The organism is Paenibacillus sp. FSL R5-0341 (assembly GCF_037975235.1).
Classification (GTDB): Bacteria; Bacillota; Bacilli; order Paenibacillales; family Paenibacillaceae; genus Paenibacillus; species Paenibacillus amylolyticus_A.
Map to the genome: position 1 here is coordinate 5421451 of NZ_CP150241.1, position 17474 is coordinate 5438924.

The following is a 17474-nucleotide window of genomic DNA, read 5'->3' on the forward strand; positions in this document are numbered from 1 at the left end:
TTATAGACTAGGATCATGGCGCGCAATGTTCAGTTGTACGCCATGTATCCAGGCTTGGCTTTGTGCTAGTGTTGCCCCTCTTGTGACTTTAATTCTCCCAACGTAGGATAGTCGGTGTAGCCTTTACTTCCCATTCCAAAGAATGTTGTCGGGTCTGCATCATTCAGTGACGCACCTTGTTGAAGTCGTTCCACCAAATCTGGATTGGCTAAAGACCATACACCAACTGGTACCAGATCAGCGAGACCTCGATCTAGATCTACACTGAGATCCTCCAAAGTTCTTCCAGCCCGATTGACCAACAATGGATTTTGCCAGATTGAACGAATGTCTTGGAGCAGATTCTCATCTCCAAGGTGCATCACATGAAGGTAAACCAAGTCCAATTGCGCCAATTCTTGTACAAGGTAGCGATAGAGTTCAGGGCCTTGTTCGCCATCTTGAATTCCACCCAGCGGTGTCCCTGGCGAAATGCGGAAGCCTGTTCTTTCTGCGCCTATTTCCTCCACGATGGCTTTTGTTACTTCAATCGCGAAACGAGCACGATTTTCAATAGACCCGCCATACTCATCTGTCCGTGTATTTGAATTTTCTCCGAGGAATTGATTAATTAAGTATCCATTGGCTCCATGAATTTCAACGCCATCCGCACCTGCTTTAATCGCCGCAGCGGCGGCTTTGCGGAAATCAGCGATGGTGGTTTGAATATCCTCCTGACTCAATTCGCGTGGAACAGGGATATCCTGCATCCCTGTGGCCGTGAACATTTCTACACCCGGTGCGATTGCAGATGGAGCAACCGGTTGACGATGATGCGGGGTATTGTCCGGATGTGACATTCGTCCAGCATGCATTAACTGGATGTATACATATCCACCAGCTTCATGCACAGCATCCGATACCTTTTTCCATCCTTCAATATGCTTATCGGTGTAAATGCCTGGTGACCATAAGTAACCTTGTCCATCATCAGAAGGCTGTGCACCTTCCGTAATCAATAGCCCCATGGTTGCACGCTGAGCATAATAAAGTGCAGCCAACTCTCCAGGTGTTCCATCTTCTTGTGCCCGACTGCGTGTCATGGGTGCCATCGCTAGTCGATGGGGCAATTCCATGTTGCCTATCTTCGTTTTACTCCATATCTTTTCCAATTGGATGTGCTCCTCTTCTTATTTAAGATTTTGTAGAAAGATTTATTCGTGGATGCTTCTGAATTAACTTAGTTCTGAAATAATCGGGTACATGGGAGCAGTCAGTTGGAACTCATAGTTCTGATCTACAATTCCTACGACCACTTCATTGTGATCATACAGATCGATCATGAAGCCCGCCATTTCTTTAGCTGTATGATATTTGGTCATATTCGCTTTATAGTCAAAAGCTTCAGCGTCTATTGATTTTTGTACAAATTCTGTTTCCGTGATCGCTGGTGCAAGCACCTTCGCTTTCAGTTTTGCACCTTTCAGTTCCAGTTCTTTGGCAAGACCTTCTGTGAAGGCACTCACGTAGTATTTGGATGCAGAATACGCAACACTGCCTACAGCAATGGCATATCCGAGCGCGGAGGAGACGTTAATCAATTGGGTACCTTCGACATTCGCATAATCTCGCACATACAATGTAGAGAGAATGGTCAGGGATTCGATGTTAACACGCAGCATGGTCTCCACTTTATCCAAATTCTGTTCAGCAATGAACGAGCCTTCTCCAAGCCCTGCATTATTGATCCAAGTCTCAATTTCATATTCCTTCAAATCGTTATATAGCGTGTACGCCTCTGCGGTAACAGACAGGTCGCTTGTGTGAACAACAACATTTACTTTAGGGTCGATACCCTGAATAGTCGATTTAAGGTCTTCCAACTTATCCAATCTTCTAGCTACCAAGATCAAGTTTTTACCCCGTGTTGCAAATGCCAATGCTGTTTCATATCCAATTCCTGAACTTGCTCCTGTAATCACTGTGTATTTCATCTTAATCTCTCCCTCATATTCTTTAGATTAGTGTAATTCCAATTTTGAGAACGATCGTTCTTTATTGTGCAAAAAAAACAGTTAGATCTAACTTGCTGTTAGCATATCATTTCTAGAACGAACAGTAAAGAATTATTTTTATAACATTCTTTTCCCTTCAACAGAGAACCATAGCGTAAATTTAATAAATTGACACCGATGAGTTACTAACGCAGTTTACTTAATTTACGCTGTTTTTTCATTCTCCACTAAATAAGATCATGACCAGACCCGGAGATTTCTTCATTTTATAATCCCCCACTTTCTTTCCCTATATTAGAAACCATTGAAACCACGTCGATGAATGCCTGTACTGCTGGCGAACTCCGTTGTTGTGATTTAATAACCATTCCAATGGGTAGTAGTTGGGGCGGATCAAGTGATAGAACTGTCGTTCCTTCCAGACTATTAGAGAGCATCATACGAGGTAGCAAAGTTATACCTAGTCCTTCCTGCACCATAGCAAATATGGTTGCACTGTCCTGAACCCTAAATCTAACATGTGGAGTGATTTTTTCTTCTTTCGAACCAGATTGATTCATAATATCAAATGAACACTCGTCTTTAGATAAAATAAACTGTTCTCCCTCTAGTTCACTTAGAGTAATAGCTCCCCTAGCTTCTAAATGATGTCCCGAAGGAACAAGTATACAAAGCTCATCTGTTAATATCCATGTGCTATTTTTTTCAACAGACGGATGAAGTAAAAATCCAATATCAATTATATTTTGTTTTAGCCAATCCTCTATTTCCAATATGTTTCCTTCAAAAAGCACCATTTCTACGTTTGAATATCTCTCCTGAAAAACGGTAATTATACGAGCGAGCACGCCTGCATGTATGAAAGGGATATAACCAATTCGTAATTTTCCTGTTATTTCTCCTTGTTCTGCTTTTGCTTCTTGTACGATCGCTTCGGCAAAAGACACAATAGAACGTGCATACTCCAAAATCCTCTTCCCCACAGGTGTGAACGTAATTATTCCCTTACGATTACGCTCGATCAAAGTAATATTTAACTCTTTCTCAAAAGCCGTTAGCGCATGACTCACAGCAGATTGAGTTAAATTCAATTCCTCTGCTGCTTCCGTAAAACTGCCTAGTTTCGCAAGAGCTACAAGGCATTGAAGCTGAGTTAAAGTCATATGAATTCTCCTCATAATAATATGCTAAACATGATTTGAACTCATAATGATGCTAATCTATAATTTTGTCAAGAAGAGCATCACCAATATAGATTAACGAGGAGAAATGTTCATGTTTAGTTGGCAGGCATATTCAATAGGAAAAGCTGAAGAGGTTGTGAAAAAAATAGAGATTCCCTTGCCGGAGCCTCAAGAAAACGAAGCTAGAATAAAAATTCTGGCTACAGTACTAGGTCTTCCCGACAAAATGATGTTAGAAGGAACTTATTTAATTACCAAAACACTACCCATCTCGTTTGGTCAAGAGGTTGTAGGTATTGTTGACAAAGCAGGCCCGGGATATCCATTTAAAGAAGGAGATCGTGTAATAGGAATTACAGGTTACCATATGGGCTTGGGAGGATTAGCAGAATACTGCATAAGTCCTGGTGACAGCACTGTCTTGGCACCATCAACACTTTCAGACGCAGAAGCAGCTAGCTTCTTAGGCTCATTCCATGTTGCATATGTTGGACTTGTTAACCGTGCAGCGATAAAATCCGGGGAAACGTTGCTTGTATTAGGCGGGGCCGGACGAACAGGCTCAGCAGCCATTCAATTAGGCAAAGCACTTGGAGCAACCGTCATTGCCACTGCGAGAGCAAAAGAACAAGAGGAATTTTGCCGCAGTCAGGGCGCAGACTATGTCATTAATCCAGCAGAGCAAGGGTTTGATGAAGCCATTGCCAAGTTTACTGAGGGTCAGGGCATCAATGTCATTTATGATACGGTTGGTGGTGACGTTTATACTAACGCTGTAAATAGTATTACTTTAGGAGGGCGAGTTGTACTTATTGGGTTTGCAAGTGGTAGTTGGGGACACCCTGATCCATTGCATATCCTATCTAAAGGCTATTCTGTTACCGGAGCACTCCACCTAGTTCGCTCAGAGGAAGAACGTACTGAGAGTATCCATGTTTTAAACAACCTGCTAGAAACAGGAAAGATACAACCTCCCCCTACTTCTGCTTATGCATTTGAGCATGCTCCTGAGGCCCTCGCCTCTCTTCGTGAACGACAATCAGAATTAGTTGTTGTAAAAGGAACTTAACAGTCTAAGCTTGGCTATGTTAATTCATTTATCTCAACAGCTTTTTCTGTCCAATCAAAAAAAACAGTCCTCGAAGAAATTAATTCTACTCTTCGGGACTGTACAGTTCAGTTATAAGGTTTTACTAATGATGATGTTTATCTTCCAGCATCCTATGTATCGGTTACACCATCCGCTGTCTCATCGCCTCAAACAACAAAATCGTTGCCGCCATTGCCGCGTTAAGCGACTCTGCCTGTCCCTGCATCGGGATCGTAATCGCATCATCTACTAAACGTGCCGTAGCATCCGAGATGCCTTTGCCTTCGTTACCAATCACGAGCCATACCGACTGCGTAAAATCATAACTATAACATGAATGCTCTGCCTGCAAAGAAGTACTGACCAGCTTCACGCCCGCAGCTTTCGCTTCAGGAAGCAAGGATTCCAACTGGCCCTCCACAATGGGCAAATGAAACAATGACCCCATCGTCGAACGAATCGTCTTCGGGTTATAGACATCAGCACAGCCCGCGCCGAGTACGACCCCAGCAGCTCCTGCTGCATCCGCGCTACGAATGATTGTACCCACATTACCTGGGTCCTGCACCCCGTCCAGCACCACAACCAGCCCACGCGCTCCGGTGATCAGGCTTTCCAGTGGCTCCCTGCCTTTACGTACAATTGCAAATACAGGCTGCGGTGTCATCGTATCCGTACATTTGGCGATAACCGCAGGAGATACGCTGACCCATTCCACACACTGAAGCGGGTTCTCAAGCCCTGTCAATTCAATCGGTACACCTTGCTCTCCATCGAATACAATGCACTCCAGATCTGCTCCAGCACGCAATGCTTCCTGTACAAGATGAATACCTTCAATCATATATTTATGTTGACGGGTACGATGCTTTTTCTCCAGCAGCTGCGCCCATTCTTTTACACGTGTATTTTGCGGTGATACAATATCCATTTTTTCATCCTTCCCATCTACATCCATCACTTCGGATACGCAAGCTCCATTTTCGTCAAATGATCCTTGTGACCCACAATGATCAGCACATCTCCAGCTTCGATCCGATCCTCAGCGTACGGAGAAATGTTCATCGAATTTCCACTGCGAATCGCCATCACGTTGCACCCAAAACGAGCACGGATGTTCAATTCCATCAGGTTCTTACCGATCATTTGCTCCGAAGCTCTCATCTCCAGAATGCTGTAATCCTCAGACAACTCGATGTAATCCAGTATATTAGGCGAGGTCAGATGATGGGCTACGCGCAGTCCCATATCCCGCTCAGGATAGATCACCTTATCTGCGCCAATTTTTTGAAGCACCTTACCATGAAGCTCATTTTGAGCTTTTACGATCAGAACAGGTACACCCATATCTTTCAATATCAGGGTTGTCAGAATGCTCGCCTGAATATCTTCACCAATCGCCACAACGACAACGTCGAAATTTCGTATGCCCAGCGCACGCAGCGCTTCTTCATCTGTTGAATCTGCCGATACCGCATGGGTCACCACATTGGACATTTCCTGAGTCCGCTGCTCGTCCGCATCAATTGCCAGCACGTCGAATCCCATGCCACTCAGTGCATTGGCAACACTTGATCCGAACCGTCCCATGCCAATTACGGCATACTGTTTCTTGGCCATTAGGGTCTTAACCTCCCGCTGCACTTCAGCATGACGCATCATTACGATACCCATGCTAACGTAAATAATCCTTCGTAGTATACCACAAAGCCTGATAAACTTGAATGCGCCCGCTCTTCCCAGGGAACAGTATTAGAGCAGCCGAATATACGAGGAGGGAATTGCGATGCCCATTACATTAAGCCTGCGTGAAGCGATTGTTCATAAAGTTCATGACAAGAGTGATGATCAGCTCCGGGAGATGATTGAAGGTTCAGTAGATGGACCGGAAGCTGCATTACCTGGACTTGGCGCCATTTTCGAGATGATCTGGAAGAACACAGAACCTGCCAAGCAGGAAGAACTCATTCAAATCGCGCAGGAGCATCTGCACACCATTCCCGTTCAACCGCTTCGCTAATCGAAGCATTGGAGGGTAAGGTAACCATCAAACCGTTTGTTCTGTCTGCAAAAGAAAGCTTTCCCTTATTCGGCTGGATCATACCCGCCTCTAAGTAAGGTGTATAGCAATAGATCCCCCCGCCAATCGGCGGAGGGATCTTATTTTTTTAACAAGCTCCATCTCATCGCATGAACTTGTTACGTTTAACTAGCCTTTTAACAATTACCACGAAATACTTCTGCCTTTACTTAAGGCGCAGTCTCCAGGAATTTAGCTGTAGGATTTTTATCCATAGCCGTTCTCATGGCGTACTCATTTTCGAAGAGCACCACATAATTTCCTTTTTTATCTTTTACAAGCGCAGAGTTAATCCGGAATTTGCTTGCATCCAGATTCTCGTCCACGATCCAGCGAGCGAACTGATAAGGCATACGCTGCAATTGCACATCTACCCCATACTCGCCTTTCATCCGGTATTCAAATACCTCGAACTGAAGTTGACCAATTACGCCGAGAATCGTCTCGTCGAAACTTGCCGTCTGGAACACCTGAATGGTTCCTTCCTCCGTCAACTGATCAATTCCTTTTTGGTACTGTTTATGTTTCAACGCATTTTTTACGGTAACTTTAGCGAAAATCTCTGGCGAGAACGTTGGCAATTCTTCAAAGATAACCTCGCTGCCTTGGCTCAGTGAATCGCCAATCCGGAAGATACCCGGATCGAACAAACCGATAATATCGCCGGCATACGCCTCTTCCACAATATCCCGATCTTGTGCCAGGAATTGCTGTGGCTGTGACAGTTTGATCTCTTTGCCGACACGGTTATGCTTCACACTCATGCCACGTTGGAACTTGCCTGACACAATACGCAGGAATGCAATGCGATCCCGGTGTGCCGGGTTCATGTTGGCTTGAATTTTGAATACATAACCACTAAATTTTTCATTCGTTGGTTGAATCTCGCCTACCGTACTGCGGCGTGGTTCAGGCTTCGGTGCCAGTTCCAGGAAATTCTCCAAGAAGGTCTGCACGCCGAAATTGTTAATCGCACTACCGAAGAAAATAGGGGTCAATTCGCCGCGTTGAACCTTCTCCATATCAAACGGATCTCCCGCAACGTCCAAAAGCTCCAGATCCTGAATTAACTGATCATGCAGATATTCTCCTGCCATCTCACGGATAATTGGATCTGTATAACCGTTTACTTTCTGAACTTTAATTATCGAGTGATCGTCCCCTTGGAACAACTCCACCTGATTTTTCATCCGGTCGTAGACACCGCACAGTTCGCGACCTGTACCAATAGGCCAGTTCATCGGAACTGAACGAATACCCAGTACATTTTCAAGTTCTTCCATCAGATCAAATGGACTTTTACCCTCACGGTCGAGTTTGTTGATAAACGTAAAGATTGGAATGCCACGCTTCGCACATACCTGGAACAACTTAATCGTCTGTGCCTCGACACCTTTTGCCACGTCAATCAACATCACCGCACTATCGGCAGCCGTAAGTGTACGATACGTATCTTCACTGAAGTCCTGGTGACCCGGTGTATCCAGAATGTTAACGCGATGGTTCAGGTAATCAAATTGCATTACGGAAGAGGTAACCGAGATCCCCCGTTGTTTCTCAATTTCCATCCAGTCACTGGTTGCGTGTTTGCTGGCTTTCCGAGCTTTTACCGTTCCCGCAAGGCGAATCGCGCCCCCGAACAGCAACAGTTTCTCGGTTAGTGTGGTTTTACCCGCATCCGGGTGAGAGATAATGGCAAACGTCCGGCGTTTGTCCACTTCCTGTTGAAGAATATCATTTGCAGCTTTGCTCATAGGTTTAATCCCTTTCGTCCGTTCATTCACGTTAATCCGGCATGGCCGGTCCATCATTCAATCTTTATGCAATCCGGCGAGGCCGGTTGATTGTACACGAGTTTTTACGTACTAGGTATTTACACACTAGATTAATTTTACACATTTACAATGGAGTTCATCCTCCTCAAATCTGTGCTTTCATGCATACCGTGAACTGCTTCTTAACCCAACTCTCCTATTGTACCATAATCTGTACCGAAAATAACCGATTACTACAGCAGATTCTTCTCTTTTCATTTGCAAAAAAAAAGCACCCTTCAGCCATTTCCATGGCATCCAGGCACTCCTCATTCATTTTATTTATCGGGTTTAGAAAATCAATGCATCCAGTGCGTATTGTCCGCCACCTGTCAGGGCCAGCGCTACACCAACGACCAGAATTGCGAGATTATATTCGAATCCGTTCTGCGTGGACCAGTATCCGTTCGCTCCATGCACTTTCACAATGGCAATGACCATCGTCAGCGCAATTAGAATGCCACCTACCGGTGTGAGCAGACCCAGAGCCAGCAGTAATCCGCCACCGAATTCCGCGAGTCCAGCCAGTAACGCCACCAATGCACCTGGTTTCATGCCCATCGACTCAAACCAGCCGCCTGTACCCTTGATCCCGTAACCTCCGAACCATCCAAACAGCTTTTGTGCCCCGTGCGCCATGAACGACAATCCAATCACCAAACGAATCAACAACAATCCTACATCCAACATCATTTTCTTTTCCTCCATTCAATATATACAAAATAGTATTCTTAGATTAAAGATATTATGCTAAATTTTTTTCTCCATGATATCGTGTTAAAACCCCTTCACCTGTTTCACATTTCATCTCATGAATCGAGCACTTATCCGAGAAGTTTATCGGGTTAAGTTTTGTTATTTGCGTAACTCTTTATCTCTTGTGTTGAGTATAAGTTATATACTTACTTTTTGTCAACAACTTAATTTAAATATATTTAGCGAGTCGCAATCCCCACATCTTTTCACAGCAAAAGAAGCCCGGAAAGTTCGCTTCATCCGCGTTCTTTCCAAGCCTCTTTAATCATCATTTCACCTTATGAATGAATAGCTTTAATTATTGACTTGCCAGATCACACGATCCTCGTCCTGACCATTCACCGGCCACCAATGGAATCCGTCCTGCTCCAGCAGCTTATCTGTCGCTTCTGGCCCCCAAGTTCCGGCCGGGTAAGGATGAAGCTCTCCCTGATTTTGACCCCAGGCTGCTGCAATCCGATCTACAAATGACCAGGCCGTCGCCACTTCATCCCAACGGGTAAAGTACGTAGAATCCCCCTCTGCTGCATCGTGCAGCAGACGTTCATACGCTTCAGGTGAGTTAATTCCGATCATGCAGCTCTGACAGAAATCCATCGCGAGCGGCTGAATCTCGGAATCCGAGCCTGGCTTCTTGGCATTGATTTTGATGTATATGCCTTCCATCGGATTCACCCGAATGACCAGCAGATTCGGTTCCAATTTATACTTTTTCCCGAGATACACATTGTTCGGCATCGACTTGAACTCAACTACGATCTCGGTTGTTTTTACCGGGAGCCGCTTGCCTGTCCGAATGTAGAATGGTACACCTGCCCAGCGGAAATTATCCACGAATACACGTGCGGCAAAATACGTTTCTGTATTCGACTCCGGGTCAACCTTGTCTTCCTGACGGTAACCGGGAAGCTGCTTGCCACGGTATTCCCCTTCGGAATACTGTCCCCGCACAACGTTATTGCTCACCTCCTCATCTGAAGCGAACGCCCGCAATGAACGTAATACCTTCACCTTCTCATCTCGAATATCCTCTGGGAAAAGGCGACTTGGTGGTTCCATCGCAATCATCGTCAGCATCTGAAGCATATGGTTTTGCCCCATGTCACGCAGCGCACCAGAGTGATCATAATAACCGCCACGTTCTTCCACGCCTACCGTCTCACCCAGCGTAATCTGAACGTTGGCAATATGTTTGTTGTTCCAGAGCGGTTCAAAAAAAGCATTCCCGAAGCGGATCACTTCGATATTTTGCACCATTTCCTTGCCCAGATAATGGTCAATCCGATAGATTTCCTCTTCACGGAACACCTCACGAATCTGTTCATTCAGATGTTCGGCCGATTGCAGATCATAACCAAATGGTTTTTCGATCACCAATCGGTTCCAACCCTGACTTTCCAGCATACCTCCGTCCCGCAAACTGTACGAGACACTGCCAAACAGCTCGGGTGCCAATGCCAGATAGAACAACCGATTACCCGGCGTGTTAAACTTTGCTTCCAGATTCTCCGTCTGCGCACGCAGCTCTTTGAACCCTTCCACATTATTGATATCCAGTGCTTTGTATTCAAAATGATCGACAAAAGCGTTCCACTCATCAGGTTCCCCCGCTGGATAACGGCAGAACTCTTTAATGGATTCATAGATGTCTTCCCGGAATTCTTCTGGGGACCTCGGACGACGTGCTACGCCAATAACCGCAAAGTCTTCGGCAAGCTTGCCTTCACGGTAAAGACTGTAGATGGCCGGAAACAATTTCCGGCGGGCCAAATCTCCCGTTGCTCCAAAAATGAAAAATACTGCGCCTGGTGTCTGTACTTCATCTTGCGATTGTTTTTCAACCATGGGCTCCTCTTTCTTCCGGGAAGATAACCTTCACGCTCTCCCCGAGCTATGTAATGGTGTTATATATGCACGACATACAACCGTCAATTACCAGCAAGTTCCTTCTTGGATGTGATGCCATTTTAGCATATCAACTGAACGGATGCACTATTTACCACTCATTTTTCTGATAAAGATTCTCACTATCCCATCCATATTCATAGAAATTTCATCCCTTAATACTCAATCGTGATCACCGGGAAACCTACCGTGATTCGATTGTTCCCTTGTTCACCAACCTGGTGAACTGCGAGCTGCATATTCAACATATGCGAGCCACTCTTAATCGACAGGGGCAGCTCAGCAGCCTCATAAGAGACACTAGCACTGGCTACATCTGTATAACTTTCAACGGAGGCAAGATCCACATTTTTGGACAGGTCTGTCTCGATGAGTGCCAACTGCTCACTCGCATCAAATTCAGTAGCATTAGCTGCCGTACCTTGCACAGACATATTCCAACCTGCCTTCATCCCTGAGTCTACAAGCAGCTGATCGACCTGTTCATGTAATGTCATTAATGTATTCCGATCCGTGTGTGCATCCCCTGAAAGTTGTACGATGGCATAGTAACCATTGTCTCCTGTATCGACGACATTGACCAACAAGCCTACACCTCCATTAGCCATGTCGACAACCACTTCACTGCGGTACACATCATGACCCGTCTGGTGTACCCGTACCGGTTGTTCCAGCCCTAAGTGACCAGCCAGTAACGCTGCCTGTGCTTGTGCATTTCCCAGGCCTTCTCCTTGCCATTTAATAACCAAACGATCGACATTATCGATCACGCTATCAGCAGTATAGATTAACTGTTCTAGTTGGGCTGCTTTCGGTTCGTTCTTCTCTGCGTATACCTGTGTCACACCAATAAGAATAATGATTGCCATTGCCAATATACCTGCTGTCATCCAACGATTTAACATTTGAATCCCCCGCTTCTTTCTTGCATTTCTATGAATCTATCAACAGCATACCCCTTTCGCATATTTGCTATACTTCTTCTGCACACAGCAAAAAAAGCCCCACCCACCACATACATGGCAGATCGGAGCTTTCCATTCATCCTTTTCTAGATAAATTGAACTAATCAATATTTACATTCGCACTCCGCTGACAGAACAACCTTCCGATCGCTGTTATCCCCAGATTTTTTGATTCTTTTTATAAAGGGTAAATCAGGGGATAAAGGCGAAGTGTATGCTTCCGAAGTAGCTTTCTTTCAGAAAGCTTTTAGCTTCGCTTCTTCTGGTTCTTTCCGTCCTCTTATCTATAACTTCCGCACATGAAAGCACGGTTTTTTGGCTTGATTATGATATTACATATGATTCTTCTTACTCTGCAAGTCCGTTTTTATAAGCATAGATCGCAGCCTGTGTACGGTCGTCTACGCCCAATTTTGCGAGTAAATTCGTGACATGGAATTTGACTGTTTTGATACCAATGATCAGATCATCAGCGATGTCCTGATTCGATTTGCCTTTAGCCAGCAACCGGAGTACATCCATTTCCCGATCCGTTAATTCATCATGCAAAGGAGCTGCTGCCTGTGGCTGCCGGAAGCGATTCATCATTTTCGAAGCCACCTGTGACTCGAGAACGGATTGTCCGCGAGCTGCTGCGCGAATCGCATCTGCCACTTCATTGGCTCTTGATGTTTTCAACAGATAACTGAATGCGCCTGCTTCAATGACAGGGTACATTTTTTCATCATCCAGGTAACTGGTCAATACGATGACTTTGCACTCCGGATACATTTTAAGTACCTGACGAGTAGCCTCAATGCCATCCATGCCTTCCATAACCAGGTCCATTAGAACAACATCAGGCTTATACTCCTGCGCAAGCCGAATGCCTTCCTCTCCACTACCTGCTTCACCAACAACTTCAATTCCATCTTCGGTATCCAGTACCGCAGCTAGACCAATACGTACCATCTCATGATCATCCACGAGCAATACTTTGATCGACGTTTCCGTCTCCGTTTCGACTTCCGGTTCCATTGACATGTTCTTCCTCGCTTTCATCGCTCATCAAAGGTATCGTAATCTCAATCCGCGTTCCCTTACCTGGCGCTGTTACAAATTGTATGGCCCCGCCAATCTCCGTAACACGTTCACGCATGTTAGCCAGACCGTAGGAAGCCTGTTTATTCTCATCCAGATCAAAGCCTTGCCCATCATCACGAATCAGTACCCGAATCGCATCTGTGCGGCGCTGGAGCCGTATCTCCATTTTCTCAGCTTTCGCATGCCGTAACGTATTAGACATAGCCTCCTGAACGATCCGGAACAGATGATTCTCGATGCCTTTGATCAGATCAATGTCTTCGTCTATTTCGAGTACAATGTCCATGGGTACTTTCGTTTTCAGTTCCATCACCAGATCACGCAGACCTTGTTCGAGATGTTTACCCTCCAGATAAACTGGTCGCAGATGTAACAGTAACGCACGCATCTCGGACTGTGCTACCGAGGCCATTTCCTCAATTAGAGCCACCTGCCGCTGGGCACGTTCAAAATCCTTCTCCATCTTCCGTCCAACGGCCGTTGCTGTCATCGATATCGCGAACAATTGCTGCGATACCGCATCATGCAGTTCTCGTGCCAGCCGCTGCCGCTCTTCCACAATAGCCGTAATTCTGGCTTGTTCGGCAAGCTGTGCATTATGGGTAGACAATCGCTGAAGCGAGGATACCTGATCTTCCCACTTTTTGCCGATTCGTCCGAGTTGCTCACTCAAGCGCCCCACATCATCTACACCCAGATCAGGTACAGTACGTGACAAGGAACCCTTCTCCCACTGTAGGAGCGTTTCCCGAAGTAGTTCAAGCCTGCGTTTGACCCGGTAACTCTGATAGAACCCAAAGACCGCGCCAATCCCAATCAAAAGCAGCAATAGAGCCAGACCTGATTGAATCAGATGCCGCCAGCCTGCAAACGGAGCAAGATAACCATATGTATACAATACATACAAAATAACAGCGAGCACAATGAAAACCAGGAGGATCCCTTCACCCATACTTCGGGTTACCATATCGGCATGTCGTTTTGTCTTCATCGGGGTCTCCTCCTTCTCTTCATCTATTTTACTACGGATTACTTATGCTTAGGTCGCCAACAATATAAGAAATGACAAATTTTGCTTTATGTTCACTGGATTCATATCCAGGCGTTCTCCATACTAGTTTGTTCATCATGCCGCTATCTTGTTCTCCCAGAAGATTAATCCGGCCGAAAAGAACCGATGCTTCAATCTCCACACCATAATCCTCCGGTAGTGTCAGGCGAACATTCCCCATAACCCCTTGCAGCAGCACAATCGTTTGTTTCTCCTCCGGAATTGAAAGAGACAGATCTGCGTTAACCTCACCCATGGCATGCCACAGGCTCATACTGCGTAATGTCCAGGATGATTGATCCCAGTAGTACCGAGCCATGAAATTCTGTTTCTTCATAACGCCTTCGTCCAGGTGAACCTTTTTGTTTTTTGAATAAAAATAAGCTAAAGAAGCCAGTACAATCAGGAATACAATCATCAAATTATCCAGCAATAACAGTGCCGCACCAATACCGAGATATCGGTAACCTTTACGGGTATCCCCTTTGCGAACTTGAAGCATACCAACCGTTAACAGAATCAGTGCGGCAGCGGTCAGCAAGTTAATATTCTGATTCAATAACATCATTGCCCCAATAATAATAATGACAACTGCAAGCCATTTACTCTTTTTATTCATCCCCGCCGCACCTCCTCTGTAAGTTAATCTTCTCTTTATTCAACGGAAAAGCCATACCAGGCAATAAAGTCCTGTATGGCTTAACTTTTGTTCTACCAACCGTTCGTTATACACGATTTATAGAATATCATATTGTCCACCGAGCGAACAGTTATTCTTTTGAAGTTCCGTTCGCTTCATTCTTGGAACCACTGCCCATTTTGTTTTTGAGGGCTTGCAACTGCTGGTCTACTTTGAATTGCTTTTCCACATCTACAGGATTCGTGTACGTGGATGATGTGTTGCGATAAGGTGCACGAGCTACGTCAGCTTCAGCTTCCAGTTGCATGATTTTCTCTTCCATGCGGTGGAATCCTAGTGATGCGCCCCCACTTTCGATCGAATGCAAGCTGTTGATGGAAGACATTTGTTTTTTGGCTTTTGCCATTTGTGCACGGGATACGAGTTCATTACGTTTGTTACGCATTTTGTAGAACTCATCTTTCATGTCATGCAACTGTTGCAACAGATCTTTCGCTTGTGCTTCAGACTGTGCATGCAGTTCGCTGTACTCTGTAATTTTTTGATCAAAGTAGATCTTCTCTTCCAGCAATTTGCGTGCCACTTCTTCCTGACCGTTGGCCAGAGCAGCTTCTGCTTGGGATTCACGTTGTACCGAAGTACGCTCCGCTTCATCCAGACGTTGTTTCATGCGGCGCTCATTCGCCATTTGTTTGGCAACAGTTACCTCTGCCTCATGAATCTCAGCCTCCATATCACGCAAGTACTGGTTCAACATTACAATCGGGTCCTCTACTTTATCCAACATATCATTTACCGATGCTTTCGTCATATCCTTAATCCGTTTAAATACTCCCATTTTACTTTTCTCCCTTCTCGTAACGAGATAATTTTTGGCGAAGCTCTTCAACTTCTTTTTTCAATGCTTTTTTCTCGATATCTTTCATCATGGAATCAAGTTCACTTTCTTGCGGTGCACCTGCTCCGTAGGCGTTGTTGTCATAAGAACGGGGACCAGATTGAGGTCTGCCGTTGAATCCTGGGCCGGGACCGAAGTTACCAGGACCTTGTTGGTTGTGATTATTTTGAAAAGGACCTCTTGGCTGCTGATGATCATAGTTGTTATATCCTCTGCCAGGACCAGGGCCTGGGCCGTAGCCATACGGATCATAAGGCGGATACGGTTCTTTTGGTACCACCAGTGCTGCAATGAAGTATATTAACAACGACGTGCCGCCAGTTACGAAGATACTGATGACGAAGATGATACGCAGCAGGGTGGAATCCATCCCGATCGTTTCGGAAATTCCGCCGCACAAGCCGGTTAACATCCGGTCACGCGTTGAGCGGTATAATTTGCTCATGTGCTTTCTCCTTTCGTTTACTTATATCCTCTTACGTTGGAATCATAAACATATGGATCAACGTAATTGGATTCCTTTGGTACCACCAACGCAGCGATGAAGTAGATCAACAATGATGTACCTCCCGTAGCGAAAATACTGATGAAGAAGATGATACGTAGTAGCGTGGTACTCAATCCGAGATTCTCAGAAATGCCGCCGATCAAACCTGTTAGCCTTCGATTACGCGCCGAGCGGTATAATTTATTCATCATGTGACTACTCCTTTCTGTCATTGTTTAATTTCTGTCTTAAGCGCTCCAGTTCCTTATCCAGCGTGGAGGATGACATGCTGCCAGTCACTCCTGAACCATCTTGGCCCATCCGCCGGATATCCCGAAGACTTTGTGCTTCATATTCGAGATCAGAGACTTGGTCATCCAGTCGGTTAAACATACGCGGTACATTCTGCCCGTTGTGATTGCCTCGCTGGTTCATACGTTGTTGTAACTGAATCGTCTGCATACGAGCGTAGTAATACTGGCGTTTGCTGTATACATTCTGATATTCAACCTTGAGCTGGTCGATCTGTTCATCCAACTCCTGTAATGCCGCATAACTTTGTGCATACAATTCATTGTACTGTTCCATTTTTTCCTCGTGGAGGATTTTCTCCTGCAAGGCCAGCTTAGCGAGATGCTCTTCCCCTGCTTTCAGAGCCATGGAAGCCTGTTCTTCCCGTTTGTTCACCATACCTGCTGCCTGATCGGCTTGTTGTTTCATTTGTCTGGTATGGCTTGCATATTGATGACGAAGCTTCTCGGCTTCACCGATGTCTTGGCGGGTCGAGACCAGGAACTGATCAATCAGTTTAACTGGATCCTGACTTTGCTCCAAATGTTCGTTCAGATTGGCTACGGTAATATCCCGCATTCGACGAAATACACTCATTATGTTCTGTCCCTCCTTTTCATAATCGTGAAAGCTTAGTAACGACCACGACGACTGCGGTTATTGTTTAGCATTGAGATACCAAAGATGATTAACCCGATCGCGATGATCGGTCCGATCAACCATGCCAGCTTACCCATCAGTGAGATGATACCGATGATGAGAACAATCCAGCCAAGCATCACATTCCCTCGTTTGACTCCGTAGTATCCCAGTGCAATCATCAGGACCGGAATCAGATACCCCATTAAGTGTCCAAGAAGAGGAGTTAACTTTCCGAAAAGGAGTAGTGCACCCAGCGCAATCAATACAATTGCCCAGCCATTTCCCTTATTCAATCTCATAATTGTTGTTCACCGCCCTTTCCATTCGTTCATTTTAATGTGTTGAGTCATTTGTTCGTTTGTTTCGTGTTTTTTTGTTTCCGTGTTTCTTGTTTAACCTTATGTCCTTATTCTAGGGGATTCCGCGACTTTTCAAAACAGACCGTGGACGGTTTTTCATCCTAGACTCAGGTCGGGGATCTAGTTGGACCTTTGACTGTCCCTGTATAAGACCAACGTTCCTTCTAAGCTGAATAGTACTCCGGATACCTTCTATTACCCGTATTCAGGCTCCGCTTCACTCGATATGGCACGT

At 45.3% G+C, this 17474-nt stretch carries 19 protein-coding genes; 2 read left to right on the top strand and 17 right to left on the bottom strand.

Annotated elements, in window-relative coordinates:
- Positions 1-65: 65 nt before the first annotated feature.
- The 3 genes from MKX75_RS24345 to MKX75_RS24355 all read right to left on the bottom strand — a co-directional run bounded on the left by MKX75_RS24345 (position 66) and on the right by MKX75_RS24355 (position 3157).
- Positions 66-1151 carry an alkene reductase gene (locus tag MKX75_RS24345; protein WP_339167213.1) on the bottom strand — a complete coding sequence of 362 codons (1086 nt, stop codon included), beginning with the start codon at positions 1149-1151 and terminating at the stop codon, positions 66-68.
- A gap of 63 nt (positions 1152-1214) precedes the next feature.
- Positions 1215-1973 (bottom strand): SDR family NAD(P)-dependent oxidoreductase, encoded by a 759-nt coding sequence (locus MKX75_RS24350; RefSeq protein WP_339167214.1) that lies wholly within the window; start codon positions 1971-1973, stop codon positions 1215-1217.
- 287 nt (positions 1974-2260) lie between these two features.
- Positions 2261-3157, bottom strand: coding sequence for a LysR family transcriptional regulator (locus MKX75_RS24355; RefSeq protein ID WP_339167215.1), 897 nt, complete (start codon positions 3155-3157; stop codon positions 2261-2263).
- 112 nt (positions 3158-3269) lie between these two features.
- On the opposite strand from MKX75_RS24355, the gene MKX75_RS24360 reads away from it, so the two are divergent.
- Positions 3270-4247, top strand: a complete 978-nt coding sequence (locus MKX75_RS24360; protein WP_339167216.1) for an NADPH:quinone oxidoreductase family protein — start codon at positions 3270-3272, stop codon at positions 4245-4247.
- A gap of 163 nt (positions 4248-4410) precedes the next feature.
- On the opposite strand, the gene MKX75_RS24365 is transcribed toward MKX75_RS24360, so the two are convergent.
- Positions 4411-5199 carry an RNA methyltransferase gene (locus MKX75_RS24365; protein ID WP_339167217.1) on the bottom strand — a complete coding sequence of 263 codons (789 nt, stop codon included), beginning with the start codon at positions 5197-5199 and terminating at the stop codon, positions 4411-4413.
- A 26-nt stretch (positions 5200-5225) separates the two neighbouring features.
- Positions 5226-5927 (bottom strand): TrkA family potassium uptake protein, encoded by a 702-nt coding sequence (locus tag MKX75_RS24370; RefSeq protein ID WP_076211287.1) that lies wholly within the window; start codon positions 5925-5927, stop codon positions 5226-5228.
- A gap of 127 nt (positions 5928-6054) precedes the next feature.
- Between MKX75_RS24370 and sspI the strand changes: the two genes are divergently transcribed.
- Complete coding sequence (sspI, locus tag MKX75_RS24375) at positions 6055-6288, top strand: small acid-soluble spore protein SspI (RefSeq protein WP_036673259.1); 234 nt, start codon at positions 6055-6057, stop codon at positions 6286-6288.
- Between the two features lie 230 nt (positions 6289-6518).
- Here sspI and MKX75_RS24380 read toward each other — a convergent pair whose 3' ends face one another.
- The 12 genes from MKX75_RS24380 to MKX75_RS24435 all read right to left on the bottom strand — a co-directional run bounded on the left by MKX75_RS24380 (position 6519) and on the right by MKX75_RS24435 (position 17179).
- Positions 6519-8102: a peptide chain release factor 3 gene (locus MKX75_RS24380; protein ID WP_062838029.1), complete on the bottom strand. Its 1584-nt coding sequence runs from the start codon at positions 8100-8102 to the stop codon at positions 6519-6521.
- Positions 8103-8453: 351 nt separating this feature from the next.
- Positions 8454-8852, bottom strand: coding sequence for a DoxX family protein (locus MKX75_RS24385; protein ID WP_053783291.1), 399 nt, complete (start codon positions 8850-8852; stop codon positions 8454-8456).
- 360 nt (positions 8853-9212) lie between these two features.
- The gene (zwf, locus tag MKX75_RS24390) at positions 9213-10763 is read right to left on the bottom strand and encodes a glucose-6-phosphate dehydrogenase (protein ID WP_339167219.1); all 1551 of its coding nucleotides are present in this window, start codon (positions 10761-10763) and stop codon (positions 9213-9215) included.
- A gap of 215 nt (positions 10764-10978) precedes the next feature.
- Positions 10979-11728 (bottom strand): YwmB family TATA-box binding protein, encoded by a 750-nt coding sequence (locus MKX75_RS24395; RefSeq protein ID WP_339167221.1) that lies wholly within the window; start codon positions 11726-11728, stop codon positions 10979-10981.
- A gap of 408 nt (positions 11729-12136) precedes the next feature.
- Complete coding sequence (locus MKX75_RS24400) at positions 12137-12805, bottom strand: response regulator transcription factor (RefSeq protein WP_091020933.1); 669 nt, start codon at positions 12803-12805, stop codon at positions 12137-12139.
- Entirely contained in the window at positions 12747-13862 is a 1116-nt protein-coding gene (locus tag MKX75_RS24405; RefSeq protein WP_339167222.1) for a sensor histidine kinase, read from the bottom strand. The genes MKX75_RS24400 and MKX75_RS24405 overlap by 59 nt, the downstream gene beginning before the upstream one ends.
- A gap of 31 nt (positions 13863-13893) precedes the next feature.
- Positions 13894-14541, bottom strand: coding sequence for a cell wall-active antibiotics response protein LiaF (gene liaF / locus MKX75_RS24410; protein ID WP_062838033.1), 648 nt, complete (start codon positions 14539-14541; stop codon positions 13894-13896).
- Positions 14542-14692: 151 nt separating this feature from the next.
- Positions 14693-15400 carry a PspA/IM30 family protein gene (locus tag MKX75_RS24415; RefSeq protein ID WP_062838034.1) on the bottom strand — a complete coding sequence of 236 codons (708 nt, stop codon included), beginning with the start codon at positions 15398-15400 and terminating at the stop codon, positions 14693-14695.
- 1 nt (position 15401) lies between these two features.
- On the bottom strand, positions 15402-15905 hold the full coding sequence (locus MKX75_RS24420; protein WP_339167224.1) for a PspC domain-containing protein: 504 nt from the start codon (positions 15903-15905) through the stop codon (positions 15402-15404).
- Positions 15906-15922: 17 nt separating this feature from the next.
- The gene (locus tag MKX75_RS24425; protein WP_339167226.1) at positions 15923-16159 is read right to left on the bottom strand and encodes a PspC domain-containing protein; all 237 of its coding nucleotides are present in this window, start codon (positions 16157-16159) and stop codon (positions 15923-15925) included.
- 4 nt (positions 16160-16163) lie between these two features.
- Entirely contained in the window at positions 16164-16835 is a 672-nt protein-coding gene (locus MKX75_RS24430; protein ID WP_062838036.1) for a PspA/IM30 family protein, read from the bottom strand.
- Positions 16836-16870: 35 nt separating this feature from the next.
- Positions 16871-17179: a hypothetical protein gene (locus MKX75_RS24435; protein WP_062838037.1), complete on the bottom strand. Its 309-nt coding sequence runs from the start codon at positions 17177-17179 to the stop codon at positions 16871-16873.
- Positions 17180-17474 lie beyond the last annotated feature (295 nt).

Coding starts and splice junctions, on each gene's coding strand:
- MKX75_RS24425 (WP_339167226.1), bottom strand. CDS start 16,159: ATGATGAATAAATTATACCGCTCGGCGCGTAATCGAAGGCTAACAGGT.
- liaF (WP_062838033.1), bottom strand. CDS start 14,541: ATGAATAAAAAGAGTAAATGGCTTGCAGTTGTCATTATTATTATTGGG.
- sspI (WP_036673259.1), top strand. CDS start 6,055: ATGCCCATTACATTAAGCCTGCGTGAAGCGATTGTTCATAAAGTTCAT.
- zwf (WP_339167219.1), bottom strand. CDS start 10,763: ATGGTTGAAAAACAATCGCAAGATGAAGTACAGACACCAGGCGCAGTA.
- MKX75_RS24365 (WP_339167217.1), bottom strand. CDS start 5,199: ATGGATATTGTATCACCGCAAAATACACGTGTAAAAGAATGGGCGCAG.
- MKX75_RS24435 (WP_062838037.1), bottom strand. CDS start 17,179: ATGAGATTGAATAAGGGAAATGGCTGGGCAATTGTATTGATTGCGCTG.
- MKX75_RS24350 (WP_339167214.1), bottom strand. CDS start 1,973: ATGAAATACACAGTGATTACAGGAGCAAGTTCAGGAATTGGATATGAA.
- MKX75_RS24430 (WP_062838036.1), bottom strand. CDS start 16,835: ATGAGTGTATTTCGTCGAATGCGGGATATTACCGTAGCCAATCTGAAC.
- MKX75_RS24360 (WP_339167216.1), top strand. CDS start 3,270: ATGTTTAGTTGGCAGGCATATTCAATAGGAAAAGCTGAAGAGGTTGTG.
- MKX75_RS24385 (WP_053783291.1), bottom strand. CDS start 8,852: ATGTTGGATGTAGGATTGTTGTTGATTCGTTTGGTGATTGGATTGTCG.
- MKX75_RS24405 (WP_339167222.1), bottom strand. CDS start 13,862: ATGAAGACAAAACGACATGCCGATATGGTAACCCGAAGTATGGGTGAA.
- MKX75_RS24415 (WP_062838034.1), bottom strand. CDS start 15,400: ATGGGAGTATTTAAACGGATTAAGGATATGACGAAAGCATCGGTAAAT.
- MKX75_RS24370 (WP_076211287.1), bottom strand. CDS start 5,927: ATGCGTCATGCTGAAGTGCAGCGGGAGGTTAAGACCCTAATGGCCAAG.
- MKX75_RS24420 (WP_339167224.1), bottom strand. CDS start 15,905: ATGAGCAAATTATACCGCTCAACGCGTGACCGGATGTTAACCGGCTTG.
- MKX75_RS24355 (WP_339167215.1), bottom strand. CDS start 3,157: ATGACTTTAACTCAGCTTCAATGCCTTGTAGCTCTTGCGAAACTAGGC.
- MKX75_RS24400 (WP_091020933.1), bottom strand. CDS start 12,805: ATGGAACCGGAAGTCGAAACGGAGACGGAAACGTCGATCAAAGTATTG.
- MKX75_RS24395 (WP_339167221.1), bottom strand. CDS start 11,728: ATGTTAAATCGTTGGATGACAGCAGGTATATTGGCAATGGCAATCATT.
- MKX75_RS24380 (WP_062838029.1), bottom strand. CDS start 8,102: ATGAGCAAAGCTGCAAATGATATTCTTCAACAGGAAGTGGACAAACGC.